Here is a 17,350-nt window from a genome sequence, read left to right as displayed (position 1 = left end):
CTATAGTTATAGAAACCCCTTTTTCCTCACTTCCCTTCCAATATTTCCACAACTAAGTCAATCTTAGCCTACTCATAAATTTTTTGTCAACTATATTACGTATAAAATTTTTAATATCTGAATTTCTCTATATGCGGCTTTTTTTACAAAAAAGAGACTTTCTATTATAGAAAGTCTCTTTTCTCTATTTCTCTACAGCAATTTCCTGCTTTTGAAACTTAGAAACTATATAACCAAATCCTATACCGATTATGCCTGGAACTAACCAACCAATTCCTACACTATATAATGGAATCTTATCTAAAATAGGTGCTAGCGCTGCAATTTGAAGGTTTGCATTGTGTAATCCATCAAAGAAACTTATTGCAAATGCTCCTACAATCCCGCCCACATACATCGCTAATGGAAGACGAACGTAGTTTTCAACAAGTGATAATACGATAAGTACGATTCCAATTGGATAAATTGCGATTAAGATTGGTAATGCTAATGCATTTAACTGAGTTAACCCAAGGTTTGCTACCATAAATGCTAATACACAGAAAATGAAAACGACTTTTTGATAAGAAAGCTTTGGTAATAAGAAAGAGAAGTAATCACCACAAGCTGCAACAATACCTACAGAAGTTGTTAAACATGCTGCTGTAATTGCGATCCCTAATAATAAAGTTCCGTAGCTACCAAATAAATGATTCACGACATTTGTTAAAATAATTCCTCCGTTTGCACCCATTCCAAGTGACACACTAGAAGCTCCAAGATAAGCAAGTGCTAAATACACAAGTAGTAGACCAAGCGCTGCAATAAATCCTGCAAAGATTGTTACTTTTGCAATACTGTTTTTATTTGTAATGCCTTTTTCTTTTAACGCATGAATTACAACATTTCCGAATACCAGTGCTGCAAGTCCATCTAAAGTTAAATATCCATCAATAAATCCTTTGAAGAGAGGAGCACTATACGCTTCTGTTGGTGCACCAAATTCTCCAATTGGTGTAATAAGTGCTTTACCTACGATAATTGCAATAACAGCTAATAATATTGGAGTTAGCACCTTACCAATACGACCCACTAATTTCGAAGGATTTAAAGCTAAATAGAAAGTGACTGCAAAGAAAATAAGTGTAAAGATAACAAGTGGATATGACTGACCAGCTATCTCACTTGGTAAAAACGGTGCAACACTCATCTCATAAGCTACTGTTCCTGTACGCGGCACACTTACGAATACGCCTAAACATAAATAAATTGCAGTGATAAAAACAAGTGCGAATATAGGATGTACACGTCCTGCTAGCTCATTAATATCTCCCTTTAAAGCTATAACAATTACTCCTAATAAAGGTAGTCCAACGCCTGTTACGATAAAACCAAACAGCGCGATCCATACGTCCGTTCCAGCACCTTGCCCTAACGCTGGTGGAAAAATCATATTACCTGCACCAAAAAACAGTGCAAATAACATTAAACTTATTGCAAACATCTCTGAAAACTTTAAAGATGATTTCATTTCTACTAACCTCCTAAAATAATGAATTAACAAAATATTCTGAATAAAAATCCGTCACATATCCTCTTTCAAGCATACTTCCCCATAAAAGAACGCAAAAAACACCCGTCCCTAACAAAGGGACGAGTGTTGAAATCGTGGTTCCACCCTTATTCTAATAAAATGAATTTATAACGAAATAAGCTCATTTTATAGCTCGTGTAAATTGATAACGGTTTTATCCGCCAAGAATTACAATGCATCATGTATGCAGTTCACTCTTGAAGTTTAGAGGTGGTAAGCTTGTCTTTTCGTATTAGGAAGCTCACAGCCTAAGGCTTCCCTCTCTGAGAATCGTAAAATACAACTCATGTCCTCATCATTACTTTTATAAAATATCTTGTCGAAACTTGTTGTTTTTTATTATATGGGCTATTTTTTAAAAAATCAATAGTTTTATTTTTTCTGACAAAAAAATATAGGGAGAAAATTTCCCCTCCCTATAACTGCCCTATTAAAATTTCTAACTCTTCAGCTGTAACGCTCCGCCACTTTCCAACTTCAAGCTCATTTAGCTCTATATTCATAATGCGTACTCGCTTTAGCTTTATTACAGTAAACCCGAAAGCTCGACTCATTCTACGAATTTGCCTGTTCATTCCTTGCGTTAAAACAATACGAAATGTTGATTGATCGACTCTTGTCACTTTGCACGGCTTCGTCATTCCATCTTTAATCTTTACACCGCTGGACATCTCATCAATAAACCAGTCCGTAAAAGGTTTATCGACTGTGACAACATATTCCTTCTCGTGCTCATGATCACCATGTAAAATTCGATTCGCAATGCCGCCGTCATTCGTTAATAAGATAAGTCCTTCCGATGCTTTATCTAATCGTCCAACTGGAAAGATTCGCTCTGGATAATTGATATAATCAATAATATTATCTTCAATATGATCAGCTGCTGTACAAGTAATTCCGACTGGTTTATGAAAGGCTATGTACACCTTTTCTTTCTCTTCTTTTACAATAACTTGCCCATCAATCGTTACAACATCACCATCGCTCACAAGTTCACCGTGCGTACATATTTCGCCATTAATAGCCACGCGTCCAGCTTTAATGAGGCGATCTGTTTCACGTCTGGAGCATGATTTTGCTTCGCTTATGTATTGGTTGATTTTCATGTTCTATTCCTTTTCACATATATTAAAAGCGTCAATCTATGGCAATATCATTCTGCCACGATTGACGCTTTTTCACTTCGCAAAAACAACTAAATAAATAACCCCAATCACCAAAAATATTCCGCAACAAGCTAACAATACTTTTGCAAGTTTGTCCATAAACATATAATGGTTTCCCCTTTGTTTCGTTGTTTTCTATTTTAATTCGACAACTGTTACGCCTAGGCCTCCCTCGCCCATGTCACCGTAACGGAAGGTTTTTACACCGCGATGCTTCTTCAAGTAATCTTGTACACCTTGGCGAAGTGCTCCTGTCCCCTTACCGTGAATAATTGATACGCGAGGATAGCTTGCAAGCTGGGCATCGTCTAAGTATTTCTCAACGCGCGCCATTGCATTTTCAAATCGTTCACCACGAAGGTCAAGTTCTAATGAAACGTGATAGTCTCTACCTTTTACCGTTGCAACTGCTTTTTTCTCTGTTTGCTTCGGTGTGTTAATGTATTCCATGTTAGATTCTTTTACTTTCATCTTCAGAATACCGATTTGTACGCTCCACTCAGTATCGCTTACTTTTTCAAGTAATTGACCTTTTTGACCGAACGTTAATACTTTTACTTCATCACCTGCACGTAACTGTTGCTTCGGCGCAGTGTTTTTCACGTTTACTTTTTGTTTCTTAACAAGCTCTGGTGCTGCGCCTTCTAGACGGCTCTTCGCTTCAATTAACTCGTGATCTTTCACGTTTGCAAGCTGTGCTTTACGCAATTGACGAAGTTCTTGAATAATGCCTTCTGCTTCTTTCTTTGCGGCTTCGACTTTTTCTTCCCCTTCTTTTTGCGCTTTTAATAATCGTTCATCGCGATCTTCGTTAAATTCAATGATTTGACGTTGTAATTCACGATGAAGTTTTTCAGATTGTTTGCGAAGTGCTTCTGCTTCGTTCCAGTCACGCTCTGCGTTCTTCTGGCTTTCTTCTAACTTCGCAATCATATTTTCAATTTTATTCGTATCTGTACTAATGTGGTTGCGTGCTTGGTCAATAACGCGATCAGATAATCCAAGACGTTTCGAAATTTCAAAGGCATTACTACGGCCTGGTACACCGATTAATAATTTATAAGTTGGACTTAATGTATTTACATCAAACTCAACACTCGCATTAATAACTTGCTCACGGTTATATCCGTATGCTTTTAATTCTGGATAATGCGTCGTTGCAACAACGCGAGCACCGCGATTACATACTTCATCTAAAATCGAAATTGCTAGTGCAGCACCTTCTTGTGGGTCTGTTCCAGCACCTAATTCATCGAATAAAACTAAGCTTTCAAAATCAGCTTTTTCTAAAATATCAACGATGTTCACCATATGTGAGGAGAACGTACTTAAACTTTGTTCAATCGATTGCTCATCACCGATATCAGCAAATATATTTTTAAACACACAAATCTCTGACTCATCCATTACTGGAATGTGAAGACCAGATTGCGCCATTAAAACACAAATACCAACTGTTTTCAGCGTAACTGTTTTACCACCTGTATTCGGTCCTGTAATAACAATTGTCGTGAAATCTTTACCTAACATAATGTTATTTGGCACAATAATTTCTGGATCGATTAGCGGATGGCGAGCTTGTCTTAAATCCATATAACGCTCGTTATTTACGATTGGTTTCGTTGCTTTAATTCGCTTTGCATAAAAAGCTTTCGCAAAAATGAAATCAAGATTCGCAACTACTTCTACGTTTGATAAAACGATATCAGCTTCTACTGCCACTTCTTCTGTTAACATCAATAAGATGCGTTCGACTTCTTGTTTCTCTTTCACACGAGCTTCTTGCAGTGCGTTATTTAATTCTACAATGACTTGCGGTTCAATAAATAACGTTTGTCCAGAAGCTGATTGATCGTGAACAATACCACCATATACGCCGCGGTATTCTTGTTTTACTGGGATTACGTAACGTTCGTTACGAATCGTTACAATCGAGTCAGACAGCATCTTTTGCGCATTTGAAGAGCGCGTCATATTTTCTAATTTTTCACGAATACGGCTTTCCGCAGTACGAATTTGAGTACGAATACCACGCAGTTTATCACTTGCGCTATCGACTACTTCACCACCGTCACCGATACAATTTGTAATTTTCTTTTCTAAATCATATAAAGATACAATTTGAGCGACGTGAGTTTCTAAAATCGGAAGCTCGACACCGTTATCAGCCATATCTTCAATGAAACGTTTCATATTACGACTACCATACATCGTATTCGCAATATCAAGTAATTCATTTGGACTTAACATACTCCCAATTTTTGCACGCTTCACATTTGAGCGAATATCCGTAATACCACCTAATGGTGCACTACCTTTTAAACGAATAACTTTCGCTGCTTCATCCGTTGTATCTTGCATTTCTACAATTTCTTCAAAATCAGTGCTCGGCACTAAATGCTTCACTTTGTCACGGCCAAGTGAAGAGGCTGTATGTTCAAGTAATTGTTCTTTTACTTTATTGTATTCTAATACACGCAACGTTCTTTCTAACATGTTGCAGGTCCCCCTTGCGTTACTTATTACGTTTAATATAGTCTAATAAACGTTCAATATCCCATGTGTTAATCACGTTATCTTTTTGAATCCAACCTTTACGTGCTGCTGCTACACCTGTTTCCATATCTTCCAACATTTCAAGTGTATGAGCATCTGTATTAATCGCTACTTTTACACCAGCATCTTGTGCTTGTTTTAATAATTTCGCGCTTAAATCTAGACGGTTCGGATTCGCATTTAATTCTAAAACTGTATTTGTCTCTTTTGCGAGTTCAATTAATAAATCTGTATCTACATCATAACCCTCACGGCGCCCGAGAAGACGTCCTGTCGGATGAGCAATCATTGTGACATGTTTATTCTCAAGTGCAGTACGCAGACGCTTCATGATCGTTTCACGGTCTTGTGAGAAGCTAGAGTGAATTGCTCCAATGACATAGTCTAATTCTTCTAATACTTCATCATCAAAATCAAGCGAGGCATCTGGTAAAATGTCCATTTCAATTCCGCGTAAAATTGTAATGTCTGGATACTTTTCATTCATACGTTCAATTTCTTTCGCTTGCTCACGAAGACGCTCTTTCGTTAAACCATTCGCTACTTTTAAGTATTGCGAGTGATCAGTAATCGCCATAAACTTATATCCACGAGCACGGCACGCTTGTACCATTTCTTCAATAGAAAAAGCACCGTCACTCCAAGTTGTATGCATATGTAAATCACCTTGTATATCGGAAAACTGAATTAAGTTCGGATACTCTTTAATTAATTCAATTTCTTTTCCATCTTCACGCACTTCTGGCGGAATAAATGGTAGACCGAAATGAGCAAAGAAGTCTTCTTCAGTCTCAAATGTTTTCACTTCACCTGTTTCTAAGTTCTCTACACCGTACTCACTAATTTTCTCGCCTTTATCTTTTGCGATTTGACGCATTTTTACGTTATGGTCTTTTGATCCTGTGAAATGGTGAAGTGTTGTAATAAACTCTTCTGGTTTTACTAAGCGGAAATCGATTGAAATATCATATTCATATTGAAGACGAACAGAAACTTTCGTATCCCCACTTGCGATTACCTCAATCATATTATCGAATTGTAGTAAATGCTCACGTACCGCTGCTGGTTCTGTCGTTGCAATGATAAAATCTAAATCTTTCACTGTTTCACGAACACGGCGCAAACTACCAGCGCGAGAGAAACGAATTACTTCAGCAATATTCGACAATTTCTCCTCTATTTCCCCGGCAATAGGCAATACCATCGCAATTGGTAAACGCTCTGGACGAGAGCCTACTTGATCGATTGCTTCTAATATTTTCTCTTCTGTCTTCTTACCGAAACCAGCTAAAGCTTGTACTTTATTTTCCTCACAAGCAGCTTTTAACGTCTCCATATCAATAACGCCTAGCTCTTTATATAACTTAGCCACCTTTTTACCACCAAGACCTGGTAGTTTTAATAACGGCAATAAGCTACTCGGTACTTCTTTTTCAAGTTCTTGTAATACTTCAGATGTTCCCGATTCTATATATTCTTGAATAACGGCTGCTGTTCCTTTTCCGATGCCCGGAATCTTTGTGAAATCTTCAATCTCAGAAAGACTACGATCGTCACTTTCTAATGCTGCTGCCGCTTTACGAAATGCAGATATTTTAAATGGATTCGCACCCTTTAGTTCCATAAAAAGCCCGATTGTCTCTAATAATTTGATAACTTGTTTTTTATTTACTTTCATCATTACCCCGCCTTTCTTTCATAGAAAAAAACTTCTCTTTCCGAAAAAAGAGAAGTTATACTCTGCTACCTGTCTGCCATAGTTCCTTCACCTTTTCAGATAGAATCGGTGTATCGTCTACAATTATTTTGCTAATTGATGATTTTTGTAATGGTGTTTGTACTTGTTCAATCGGAAGAATGTTTCCAATGATAATTAAGACAAACAAAACAATATATACTTCTAAAAATCCGAGGATTGCCCCCGCAAACGCATTTACTTGCTTTAAAACCGGTATTTCTGCAAACATATTTAACAAATTACCAAGTAATGAAAGTGCTATTTTTGTAATAATAAACAATATGATAAACGCAAGCGCTTGATAAAATACTGTCTCAATATTATTTGCATCAATCCATTCTGGAACAGATACGTTTTTATCAAATGGATACGGAATAAATTTCGCAAGTGCTGGCGCTAAATCTTTACAGTACCAGTATGCAACAAGGTATGCGATAATAAAGCTTGTTAACTTTACAAGTTGCAGAATAAACCCTCTGCGTAAGCCGAGGAAAAATCCCATAACAAGCAGTAAAATGATAATAATATCAATCATGTTATTCCATTCCTTTTTTTGTCATACTTTCTTTCAATTTCTCATGTTCTTCTTTTAATTTTATGTAATCGTGTATGACGTTTACCGCCGTCAATACCGCTAGTCTACTCGTGTCAAGCGAAGGATTCTTGGCATTGAGTTCGCGCATTTTATCATCCACAATCGCTGCTACCATGCGGATATGACTTGTACTTTCATCGCCAACAACTGAATATTGCTGACCATAGATTTCTACATTAATTCGACTTTTCTTTCCCTTTTGTTGTGACAACTCACCGGCCTCCAATCACGTACAGAATCCTAAAGTTTATCATACCATGAACCTTCATAATATGGAAACAGAAAGAACAATCCGATATGATAAAAATAACAATATAAAAAAAGGGGCGACCATTATGTCAAATTCTATCGTAATTCAAACAAATTCTACAGTAATTGAAGACATGAAACAACAATATAAACATTCGCTTAGCCCGAAAATTCCGCAAGGCGGTATCTTTATGGCTAAGGTGCCATCTTGCACGATTACAGCGTATAAATCTGGAAAAGTAATGTTCCAAGGAGGCCGCGCTGAAGCAGAAGCTTCTCGTTGGCAAACTGTCTCTCACGCGCCGAAAACAGCTGTAAAAAAATCTGTCGATTCACACCGTTATGCGCCGCCTGCTTCCATCAGTACAATGTCTATTGTAGGGTCTGATGAAGTTGGTACTGGTGATTTCTTCGGACCAATGACAGTCGTTGCTGTATATGTGGATGCGAAGCAAATTCCACTACTAAAAGAACTTGGTGTAAAAGACTCTAAAAACTTAAATGACGATCAAATTACTGCCATTGCGAAACAACTTCTACACGTTGTTCCTTATAGCTCTCTTGTCCTTCATAACGAAAAATATAACGAGCTATTTGATAAAGGAAACAACCAAGGTAAGCTAAAAGCTTTACTACACAATAAAGCTATTACAAACTTATTAGCTAAAATGGTACCTACAAAACCTGAAGGCGTCTTAATCGACCAATTCACACAACCTGATACATACTACAAATATTTAGCAAAACAAAAACAGGTACAGCGTGAAAATGTTTATTTCGCTACAAAAGGTGAAAGCGTCCATTTAGCAGTAGCCGCTGCTTCTATTTTAGCTCGCTACTCATTCGTAAAACAGTTTGACGAACTAAGTAAAAAAGCTGGTATGCCACTTCCGAAAGGTGCTGGTAAACAAGTTGATATCGCTGCTGCTAAATTAATTCAAAAGCTTGGTAAAGAACGATTACCCGAGTTTGTGAAACTGCATTTCGCTAATACGGAGAAGGCGCTTCGCTTATTAAAATAGTATCGACAAAAACAGGAGCCTACAAACTCCTGTTTTTTGTTTCATCCTACTATTGTCCTTATAGTTTTGTTATAATTATAATATACAGATTATTATAACATAGGAGGGGATCTACATTGCTACTTCTACAAATGATTCTAAATATTTTACTAGGCGATCCACACGAAAGACAGTTCGAAATTAGAGAAAACATTCAGCTACTAAGTGAACAACCAGCGTTCAACGATTTAATAGAGCGTTATGGTCGATCTTTCTTATTAAACTTTCGGATTCGAAGATTTATCGGGAAACACGATGCACGCTTGTTAATACATAATCCAGCAAAACTACAACACTTCTGTGAAGAACTTGAATGTATGATTAGAAAAAGGAGGTTTTTCATATGAACGCTGTAAAAGTTAAAAAGGTACTATATGCTTTCGTACACCTCGTAGGCCCACTTTCTTACCTCACTATTTCTATCATTTGGGGAGCTTTTTTCACTACTAAATCCACATTCGAAAATATATCTGATAATCTTGGCGTGATGGCCATCTATTACGTGTTCATAAGTTTACTGTGGTTTTTCTATTTAGATCGATTAGACAAAGACATAAATAAGATTACAAAAGAAATTAACGATAATAAGATGTAACACATAACAAAGGAGAGCCCTTAAGACTCTCCTTTGTTATGTTAGCTTCGTTTCTGCTTCTTATTTGATGAAGATACTTTATGAGAACCTGTTTCATGTGTCGTCGTTCCTTGTCCTTCAACTTCTGGAGAACCTAGGCCCGATCTTGAATGATCTTTTTTCACTTTTTTACTCATTTATATTCACCCCTTCGCGTTACTTTTTGCTACGAGGGAATAAACTATACAATATGTAAAATAAAAAGCGAGAGGAAATCCTCTCGCTTTTTTTCATATTTTAGAATTCAGAAGAACCTGGAGTTCTTGGGAATGGAATTACGTCACGGATGTTAGCCATACCAGTGATGTACATTAGGAAGCGCTCGAAACCTAGACCGAATCCAGCGTGTTTTGTACCGCCGTATTTTCTAAGTTCTAAGTACCACCAGTAGTCCTCTTCGTTCATACCTAATTCTTTAATTCTGTCTACTAAAACGTCCATTCTTTCTTCACGTTGGCTTCCGCCGATTAATTCGCCGATGCCAGGAACTAGAAGGTCAGTAGCAGCTACTGTTTTACCGTCTTCATTTAAACGCATGTAGAATGCTTTAATGTCTTTCGGATAGTCAGTTACGAATACAGGGCGTTTGAAGATTTCTTCTGATAAGTATCTTTCGTGCTCTGTTTGTAAGTCAATTCCCCATTCTACTGGGTATTTGAAGTCAGCACCTGATTCTTGAAGCACTTTAATTGCTTCTGTATAAGTGATGCGACCGAAGTCAGAGTTAATTACGTTGTTCATGCGCTCAAGAACTGTTTTATCAACGAAGCTGTTGAAGAATTCCATTTCTTCTGGTGCATGCTCTAATACGTATTTCATTGCATATTTCAGCATATCTTCTGTAAGGTTCATTACGTCCCCTAGTTCAGCGAATGCAATCTCAGGCTCAACCATCCAGAACTCAGCAGCGTGACGAGTTGTGTTTGAGTTTTCTGCACGGAATGTAGGTCCGAATGTGTATACATCACGGAATGCTAATGCATAAGCTTCAGCGTTCAGCTGTCCACTTACTGTTAAGTTTGTTTCTTTACCGAAGAAGTCTTTTGACTCATCAACTTTTCCGTCTTCACCTTTTGGTAGGTTATTTAAATCTTGCGTTGTTACGCGGAACATTTCGCCAGCACCTTCTGTATCACTACCAGTGATGATTGGTGTGTGGACATGTACGAATCCACGCTCTTGGAAGAATTGGTGAATCGCAAATGCTGCGATAGAACGTACGCGGAACGTTGCAGAGAATGCATTTGTTCTTGGACGTAAGTGAGCGATTGTACGTAAGTATTCAAACGTATGACGCTTCTTTTGAAGTGGGTAATCAGAATCTGATAAGCCCTCGATATCAATTTTTTCTGCTTTAATTTCAAATGGTTGCTTCGCTCCCGGCGTTGCAATTACTTTACCTTCTACTTTAACTGAAGAGCTAAGTGGAAGTTTTGCAATTTCTTTGAAGTTCTCTAATTCTGTATCGAAAACGATTTGAACGCTTTTGAAAAAGCTACCGTCGTTTAATTCGATGAAACCAAATGCTTTTGAATCACGTAAGTTACGAATCCACCCTGATACTTGTACTGTTTGATCTGCATACTTTTCTGTATCTCTATACAGACTTTTTACTAATGTGTTTTCCATAGTGAAATTCTCCTTTGCTCATATATTTAAATACAAAAAAACCTTTCATCCATAAAGGGACGAAAGGTTAAACTTCGCGGTACCACCCAATTTGTCATAAAGACCAACTTTAACTCGTATGTAATACATACTTCCCGGTTTGTAACAGGCCGGATTCCCGTCTAAGTCTACTCTTGAATACAAAATTCAATTTCGGTTAGCAACTCCAAGGTGTTCTTCACATATACCGCCTCATCAGGCTCTCACCGTCCCTGACTCGCTTTGGATTATAGTATATACTACTTTTCCTTATCATCGTCTTTCATTTTGTTAAACTAAAATTAATGTACTACATTCGAGAGAAAGATGCAAGGTGTCGGAAAATATATGAGCGATTTTTGTAATATATCGACTTACCGACAGTGTCCGACAACCAATCCAATAAAAAAATTGCCGGAATGAATCCGGCAATTTTCTAATTACTTACGTAACTCCGCACCGAATTTCGCTTCTACCGTTGTTAGTACACGGTTATGTGCTTCTGTTACTTCTTCGTCTGTTAATGTACGTTCTGCATCGAAGTAAGTCATAGAGAATGCAAGTGATTTCTTGCCTTCTTCCATTTTTTCACCTTCGTATAAGTCGAATAGTGTTACGTCTTTCAGAAGTTCTCCGCCAGCTTCAGCAATGACTTGCTTCATTTCACCAGCTTTTGTTTCTTTTGTTACTACAACAGCCATGTCACGTGTCATAGATGGGAAACGTGGAATTGCTGAGTAGTAAGTTTCCTCAGCGTCTGCACCGAATACTTTTACAAGAGATAATTCAAATACGAATGTATTTTTCACATCTAATTGTTTTTCTGCTTCTGGGTGCAATTGACCGATGAAACCAATTACTTCGCCATCTAATACGATGTCAGCTGTACGGCCTGGGTGCATACCTTCACGTTTTGCTGGTGCATATGTGATTTGATTTGAAACGCCAAGCACGTCGAATAGTCCTTCTAGTACACCTTTCACAACGAAGAAGTCTACTACTTTCTTCTCACCTTGCCATGCATGGTGAAGAGCAAGACCTGTCATAACACCTGCAAGATGTTGTTCTTCTTTCGGAAGTTCTCCTTCTTCTGTCGGTAAGAAGATAGAACCTACTTCGTATAAAGCAACGCTGTCGTTTTTACGAGCGACATTGTATGAAACTGCTTCTAGTAATTGCGGTACTAAGCTTAAACGAAGTTGGCTACGTTCTTCACTCATTGGAAGTGCAAGACCTACAGGCGCCTTTTCGTTTGGCTCAACCATATATTGTTTCGCTTTGTCAGCGCTTGTTAATGAATACGTAATTGCTTCATATAAACCAGCACCCTCTAAGAAGCGGCGTACTTTACGACGTTTCGTTTGTGCTGATGTTAATTTACCACGAGTCATCGTTCCAGAAGGTAATGTAACTGGAATGTGGTCATAACCGTATAGACGGCCCACTTCTTCTACTAAGTCTTCTGAAATTGTAATATCAGGACGACGTGCTGGTACATTTACATGGAATGTTCCTTCTACTTCTGTAAATGGGAATTTCAAGTTTGTGAACATTGTACCCATTTCACTCGCAGAAATATTTGTACCTAATACACGGTTTACTTTTTCAGCAGTAACAGATACTGTACGCTCTTGTACTTGTAAGTTGTCAGCTTCTACTACACCTTCAAGTGCTTCACCGCCAGCATATTTCGCCATTAAAGCAGCTGCGTGTTGAATTGCTTCAAATGTACGTGTTGGATCGATTCCTTTTTCGAAACGTGCACTTGATTCACTACGAAGACCTAAGTCTTTTGATGTACGACGTACTGTTTGACCTGCAAAGTATGCAGACTCAATTAGAACGTTTACTGTCTCATTTGTAACTTCAGAATCCGCCCCGCCCATTACACCAGCAACAGCTAAAGCTTTCGTGCCGTTTGTAATTACAAGATGGTGGCTTTGTAATGTACGCTCTTGATCATCTAACGTTTCAATTTTTTCGCCTTCTTTTGCAAGACGAACAACGATTTCTTTTGAACCTAATTTATCGTAATCGAATGCATGTAACGGTTGACCGTATTCCATTAAAATGTAGTTTGTAATATCAACTACGTTGCTAATTGGACGAATGCCAGCTGCCATAAGACGAGTTTGCATCCACATTGGTGACGGACCAATCTTTACGTTTTTAACCATTTTTGCAATGTATAATGGGTTTTCTTCTTTCGCTTCTACGCTTACAGAAATATAATCAGAAGTTTTTTCTGCTGTTTCTTGTAAGTCGATAGCTGGAAGTTTTACTTCACGGCCATAAATAGCAGCTACTTCGTAAGCAACACCTAACATGTTTAAGCAATCTGCACGGTTTGGTGTTAAGCCAAGCTCAAGTACTTCATCGTGTAAGTTTAAAATTTCAAGTGCATCTGCACCAACTTCAGCGTCACTTGGGAAGATGAAGATACCATCTGCGTATTCTTTTGAAACTAACTTTCCATCAATACCAAGCTCTTGAAGAGCACAAACCATACCGTGAGAAGCTTCACCGCGTAGTTTTGCTTTTTTGATTTTGAAGTTACCAGGAAGTACAGCTCCAACTTTTGCAACTGGTACTTTTAAACCTTTTGCAATGTTAGCAGCTCCACAAATAATTTGAACTGGCTCTTCTTCACCGATATCGATTAAGCATTTGCTTAATTTATCAGCTTCTGGGTGTTTTTCACATTCTAATACGTGACCAACTACAACACCTTTTACACCTTTATTTAATACTTCAACGCCTTCTACTTCAATACCACTTTTCGTGATTTTGTCTGCTAGTTCTTGTGCTGTTACATCTTTAATATCTACATACTCTTGTAACCAACGATATGATACGAACATATTTATCCTCTCCTTCCCTTACGCTCGTTTGAATTGTTGTAAGAAACGTACATCATTTGTATAGAAATGACGAATGTCATCTACTCCGTATTTCAACATTGCGATACGCTCTGCGCCCATACCGAATGCGAAACCTTGATATTCTTTTGAATCATAACCAGCCATTTCAAGTACGTTCGGGTGAACCATACCTGCGCCTAGAATTTCAATCCAGCCAGTTCCTTTACAAGTGCCGCAACCTTTGCCGTGACACATCATACAAGAAATATCCATCTCTACAGATGGCTCTGTGAATGGGAAGAAACTTGGACGAAGACGGATTTCACGATCTTCACCGAACATCTTTTTCACGAATACTTGCAGTGTACCTTTTAAGTCACTCATACGAATGTTTTTATCAATTACAAGACCTTCAATTTGCATGAACTGATGTGAATGCGTCGCATCGTCGTCATCACGGCGATACACTTTACCAGGACAAATAATTTTGATTGGGCCTTTTTCTTTATTATTTTCCATCGTACGTGCTTGCACAGAAGATGTATGTGTACGTAGTAACGTTTCTTCTGTAATGTAGAATGTATCTTGCATATCACGCGCTGGGTGATCTTTCGGTAAGTTTAGTGCTTCGAAGTTGTAGTAGTCTTTTTCTACTTCTGTTCCTTCAGCTACTTCATAACCCATACCGATGAATACATCTTCAATTTGCTCAACAACAGCTGTTAACGGATGGTGACAACCTGTTTCAACAGGACGACCTGGCAGTGTAACATCGATTGTTTCAGTAGCTAATTTCGCTTCGATTACTGCTTTTTCTAAGTTACTAATTTTGTCATCTAAACGCGTTTGAATCGCTTCACGCACTTCATTTACTAATGCTCCCATACGTGGACGCTCTTCTGCTGACAATTTTCCCATGCCGCGTAATACTTCTGTAATTGGGCCTTTTTTTCCTAAATACGCTACGCGTACGTCGTTTAAGCCCTTTAGCTCTTTCGCTTCTTCAATAAGCTCTAACGCTTTTTGCTTTAGCTCTTTTAAACGTGCTTCCATTTTGGAACCCTCCTAATTTTAAAAATAAAAAAACCTCGCTCCCAAAAAGGGACGAGGTAAATTCGCGGTACCACCCTAAATTGACAGAACAAGTCTGCCCACTCATTAGTTATAACGATCAATTCTGACCGGAACGCCTTTACATATACATGGTCCTGGCGTCAACTCCAGAGGTGAATTCACTTCCGTCTACCATAAGAATGCTTTCAGTCTACGGCACTCTCTCCCTATATGGCGATTTTGTAAGTTACTCTTCTCTATCAACGTTTTTCGTTATTTAACTTTTAATATAATGTACTTCAACTTATTATAAGAAGTTTTTTATTTGTTCGCAACCGGGCTTTGCAAATAATACGTTAAAATCCCTGCTGCAACCGCAACATTTAATGATTCTGCCCCGCCGTAAATCGGAATATACAAGTTTTGATCCGTTTTTGCAAGAATTCCTTGGCGTACGCCATTTCCTTCATTTCCTACAATTAATGCAAAACTGCCAGCCGGCGTTACTTCACCATACGGAACTCCATTTTCAAGAGCTGTTCCATATACAGGAACGTTGTTTTCTTTTAACTTGTCTACCCATTCTTCTAAGTTCCCTTTTACAATTGGTAAGTGGAAAATAGAGCCTTGTGTAGAGCGGAGTACTTTACTATTGTAAACATCAACACAACCTTCTCCAAGCACAACGGCGTGAATACCAGCTGCATCAGCTGTACGAATAATTGTTCCTAAATTACCTGGGTCTTGCAGGCCATCTAATAAAAGGAATTTCCCATCAGTAAGAGCTACTTCTTTCTCATGCTTCTCACAAACAGCAAATACACCTTGTGTCGTTTCTGTTTCACGAAGTATTTTGACAATCGCCTCAGGTACGATATACATTTCCACATCATTAACTGTCCAATCTTTCGGAAGGTCTGTCTGATCTGAAACGATAAGTTCTGTTACAATTCCTGCCTTCAAAGCTTCCTCGACTAAGTGGAATCCTTCTACAAAAAATAAACCTTTTTTATCGCGTTCTTTTTTCGTTTGCAGCTTTTTCCACTGCTTTACACGCGGATTTTGTACTGAATCAATGTTTTTCATAATATGTATTTCCCTCTCTTCTTGTCTTATCATTATAGCCTATTTTCCATACATATTTACATAAAAAAGAACAAAAACTAACGTCAGTTTCAATTCTGAAGAAGAGGTGAAAGCAATGAGTTTTAATTTACGCGGTGCCGTATTAGCGAATGTATCTGGAAATTCACAAGATCAATTACAAGAAACAATCGTCGATGCAATTCAAAGCGGTGAAGAAAAAATGCTTCCAGGTCTTGGCGTTTTATTTGAAGTCATTTGGAAAAACGCTGATGAAAATGAAAAGCACGAAATGTTAGAAACACTAGAGCAAGGATTAAAAAAATAAGTAATTTGAAAATCACCTTTGCATAAGCTAAGGTGATTTTTTTGCAGAAAAATTTTTTCTTCTCCTAAACATTTCTACTTTACTAACGAACTATGATGGAGTACAATGTTCAAAATACATTTAAACCGATCGATTTTTCTTCATATACACCATAAGATAAAAGGAGTGAATGTTTTATGCACCGTATTACGCTTGAACAAATTTTTAAACACCACATTACACAAAAATACGTAAACCGTTCTGGAATGGTCCACGCGATCGCTGTCGCTTACCATGCGTTTCACCTAGCCAAAAAGCATCACGCCTCAGTCGATGCTGCCACAAAAGCTGGCTTCCTTCATGATATCGGACATCATACTTGGTACACAGGCGGCGAATGGGATTATGACTTATATAAAAAGAATGATATCCATGCAATTAAAGGTGCTGAAAGAGCACATAAATTACTTATTAGATTAGGAGAACATCCAAAACTAGCAAAAGAAATTTCTATTGCAATTCTTCTTCATACAGATTCTTTCTTAGTGGAACAAGAAATTGAAAGAACATCGCTTCAAAATATTATTAAATGGGCAGATGAAGCAGATGAAGAACCGGGCGGAGCGCATCATTATCGAACAATTTCTTATGAAAAAGCACTTAAAGCAATTCAGCAATTAGATCGATTGGTAGAGCGTGAATTGCAAATAGAGCAAGCAAAATTGAATAACAAGACAGAACATAGTTATCAATGAGAAAGAGGCATCACTACAGGGTGATACCTCTTTTATTATTTTATGGAAAATACACCTTTATATGTAATATTT

At 37.9% G+C, this 17,350-nt stretch carries 16 protein-coding genes and 3 other annotated features; of the genes, 5 read left to right on the top strand and 11 right to left on the bottom strand.

The genetic code is table 11. From position 1 onward, the window contains the following. Positions 1–184 precede the first annotated feature (184 nt). From brnQ6 to zapA, 6 genes are all read right to left on the bottom strand, one after another. Entirely contained in the window at positions 185–1,510 is a 1,326-nt protein-coding gene (gene brnQ6 / locus ACQGS6_RS11925) for a branched-chain amino acid transport system II carrier protein BrnQ6 (protein WP_242785137.1), read from the bottom strand. Between the two features lie 115 nt (positions 1,511–1,625). Next, positions 1,626–1,881, bottom strand: a binding site (T-box leader). Between the two features lie 108 nt (positions 1,882–1,989). Continuing rightward, complete coding sequence (locus ACQGS6_RS11920) at positions 1,990–2,679, bottom strand: 23S rRNA pseudouridine(2604) synthase RluF (RefSeq protein WP_000700746.1); 690 nt, start codon at positions 2,677–2,679, stop codon at positions 1,990–1,992. 195 nt (positions 2,680–2,874) lie between these two features. Continuing rightward, on the bottom strand, positions 2,875–5,235 hold the full coding sequence (locus ACQGS6_RS11915) for an endonuclease MutS2 (protein WP_000893716.1): 2,361 nt from the start codon (positions 5,233–5,235) through the stop codon (positions 2,875–2,877). A gap of 19 nt (positions 5,236–5,254) precedes the next feature. Further along, on the bottom strand, positions 5,255–6,973 hold the full coding sequence (gene polX / locus ACQGS6_RS11910; RefSeq protein ID WP_000867517.1) for a DNA polymerase/3'-5' exonuclease PolX: 1,719 nt from the start codon (positions 6,971–6,973) through the stop codon (positions 5,255–5,257). A 55-nt stretch (positions 6,974–7,028) separates the two neighbouring features. Then, on the bottom strand, positions 7,029–7,568 hold the full coding sequence (locus ACQGS6_RS11905; RefSeq protein ID WP_000565412.1) for a CvpA family protein: 540 nt from the start codon (positions 7,566–7,568) through the stop codon (positions 7,029–7,031). Position 7,569: 1 nt separating this feature from the next. Next, a complete protein-coding gene (gene zapA, locus ACQGS6_RS11900; protein WP_000082701.1) occupies positions 7,570–7,839 on the bottom strand; it encodes a cell division protein ZapA in 270 nt (89 codons plus the stop codon). A 124-nt stretch (positions 7,840–7,963) separates the two neighbouring features. Between zapA and rnhC the strand changes: the two genes are divergently transcribed. The 3 genes from rnhC (at position 7,964) to ACQGS6_RS11885 (ending at position 9,533) form a co-directional block, all read left to right on the top strand. Beyond that, positions 7,964–8,899 carry a ribonuclease HIII gene (rnhC, locus tag ACQGS6_RS11895; protein WP_000071567.1) on the top strand — a complete coding sequence of 312 codons (936 nt, stop codon included), beginning with the start codon at positions 7,964–7,966 and terminating at the stop codon, positions 8,897–8,899. 116 nt (positions 8,900–9,015) lie between these two features. Then, positions 9,016–9,285: a hypothetical protein gene (locus ACQGS6_RS11890; protein WP_000925537.1), complete on the top strand. Its 270-nt coding sequence runs from the start codon at positions 9,016–9,018 to the stop codon at positions 9,283–9,285. Further along, on the top strand, positions 9,282–9,533 hold the full coding sequence (locus ACQGS6_RS11885; RefSeq protein WP_000994758.1) for a hypothetical protein: 252 nt from the start codon (positions 9,282–9,284) through the stop codon (positions 9,531–9,533). Before ACQGS6_RS11890 ends, ACQGS6_RS11885 begins: the two co-directional genes overlap by 4 nt. Before the next feature lie 41 nt (positions 9,534–9,574). Here the strand turns inward: ACQGS6_RS11885 and ACQGS6_RS11880 are convergent, their stop codons facing one another. The 5 genes from ACQGS6_RS11880 to ACQGS6_RS11860 form a co-directional block, all read right to left on the bottom strand. After that, on the bottom strand, positions 9,575–9,709 hold the full coding sequence (locus tag ACQGS6_RS11880) for a YuzL family protein (RefSeq protein WP_000039590.1): 135 nt from the start codon (positions 9,707–9,709) through the stop codon (positions 9,575–9,577). Between the two features lie 100 nt (positions 9,710–9,809). Then, entirely contained in the window at positions 9,810–11,201 is a 1,392-nt protein-coding gene (gene asnS, locus ACQGS6_RS11875) for an asparagine--tRNA ligase (protein ID WP_000432177.1), read from the bottom strand. A gap of 52 nt (positions 11,202–11,253) precedes the next feature. Continuing rightward, positions 11,254–11,505, bottom strand: a binding site (T-box leader). Between the two features lie 154 nt (positions 11,506–11,659). Continuing rightward, entirely contained in the window at positions 11,660–14,080 is a 2,421-nt protein-coding gene (pheT, locus tag ACQGS6_RS11870) for a phenylalanine--tRNA ligase subunit beta (RefSeq protein WP_000498190.1), read from the bottom strand. A gap of 18 nt (positions 14,081–14,098) precedes the next feature. Beyond that, complete coding sequence (gene pheS, locus ACQGS6_RS11865) at positions 14,099–15,133, bottom strand: phenylalanine--tRNA ligase subunit alpha (RefSeq protein ID WP_000388219.1); 1,035 nt, start codon at positions 15,131–15,133, stop codon at positions 14,099–14,101. Between the two features lie 44 nt (positions 15,134–15,177). Beyond that, positions 15,178–15,406 (bottom strand) — a binding site (T-box leader). 48 nt (positions 15,407–15,454) lie between these two features. After that, entirely contained in the window at positions 15,455–16,252 is a 798-nt protein-coding gene (locus tag ACQGS6_RS11860; RefSeq protein ID WP_426965176.1) for a TrmH family RNA methyltransferase, read from the bottom strand. Positions 16,253–16,334: 82 nt separating this feature from the next. Here ACQGS6_RS11860 and sspI point away from each other — a divergent pair, with 82 nt between their 5' ends. Beyond that, positions 16,335–16,544: a small acid-soluble spore protein SspI gene (sspI, locus tag ACQGS6_RS11855; protein WP_000009509.1), complete on the top strand. Its 210-nt coding sequence runs from the start codon at positions 16,335–16,337 to the stop codon at positions 16,542–16,544. Between the two features lie 176 nt (positions 16,545–16,720). Further along, entirely contained in the window at positions 16,721–17,278 is a 558-nt protein-coding gene (locus ACQGS6_RS11850; protein ID WP_000554786.1) for an HD domain-containing protein, read from the top strand. Positions 17,279–17,350 lie beyond the last annotated feature (72 nt).

The sequence above is a fragment of the Bacillus sp. GMs2/2 genome, assembly GCF_050172095.1.
GTDB classification, from domain to species: domain Bacteria; phylum Bacillota; class Bacilli; order Bacillales; family Bacillaceae_G; genus Bacillus_A; species Bacillus_A cereus.
The sequence above is the reverse complement of the archived record's forward strand: the minus strand, read 5'-3'. Positions and strand labels throughout refer to the sequence as shown.

Excerpts from the sequence above, each read along its gene's own strand:
- brnQ6 (WP_242785137.1), bottom strand. The coding sequence starts at position 1,510 with ATGAAATCATCTTTAAAGTTTTCAGAGATGTTTGCAATAAGTTTAATG.
- ACQGS6_RS11920 (WP_000700746.1), bottom strand. The coding sequence starts at position 2,679 with ATGAAAATCAACCAATACATAAGCGAAGCAAAATCATGCTCCAGACGT.
- ACQGS6_RS11915 (WP_000893716.1), bottom strand. The coding sequence starts at position 5,235 with ATGTTAGAAAGAACGTTGCGTGTATTAGAATACAATAAAGTAAAAGAA.
- polX (WP_000867517.1), bottom strand. The coding sequence starts at position 6,973 with ATGAAAGTAAATAAAAAACAAGTTATCAAATTATTAGAGACAATCGGG.
- ACQGS6_RS11905 (WP_000565412.1), bottom strand. The coding sequence starts at position 7,568 with ATGATTGATATTATTATCATTTTACTGCTTGTTATGGGATTTTTCCTC.
- rnhC (WP_000071567.1), top strand. The coding sequence starts at position 7,964 with ATGTCAAATTCTATCGTAATTCAAACAAATTCTACAGTAATTGAAGAC.
- ACQGS6_RS11885 (WP_000994758.1), top strand. The coding sequence starts at position 9,282 with ATGAACGCTGTAAAAGTTAAAAAGGTACTATATGCTTTCGTACACCTC.
- ACQGS6_RS11880 (WP_000039590.1), bottom strand. The coding sequence starts at position 9,709 with ATGAGTAAAAAAGTGAAAAAAGATCATTCAAGATCGGGCCTAGGTTCT.
- asnS (WP_000432177.1), bottom strand. The coding sequence starts at position 11,201 with ATGGAAAACACATTAGTAAAAAGTCTGTATAGAGATACAGAAAAGTAT.
- pheT (WP_000498190.1), bottom strand. The coding sequence starts at position 14,080 with ATGTTCGTATCATATCGTTGGTTACAAGAGTATGTAGATATTAAAGAT.
- pheS (WP_000388219.1), bottom strand. The coding sequence starts at position 15,133 with ATGGAAGCACGTTTAAAAGAGCTAAAGCAAAAAGCGTTAGAGCTTATT.
- ACQGS6_RS11860 (WP_426965176.1), bottom strand. The coding sequence starts at position 16,252 with ATGATAAGACAAGAAGAGAGGGAAATACATATTATGAAAAACATTGAT.
- sspI (WP_000009509.1), top strand. The coding sequence starts at position 16,335 with ATGAGTTTTAATTTACGCGGTGCCGTATTAGCGAATGTATCTGGAAAT.
- ACQGS6_RS11850 (WP_000554786.1), top strand. The coding sequence starts at position 16,721 with ATGCACCGTATTACGCTTGAACAAATTTTTAAACACCACATTACACAA.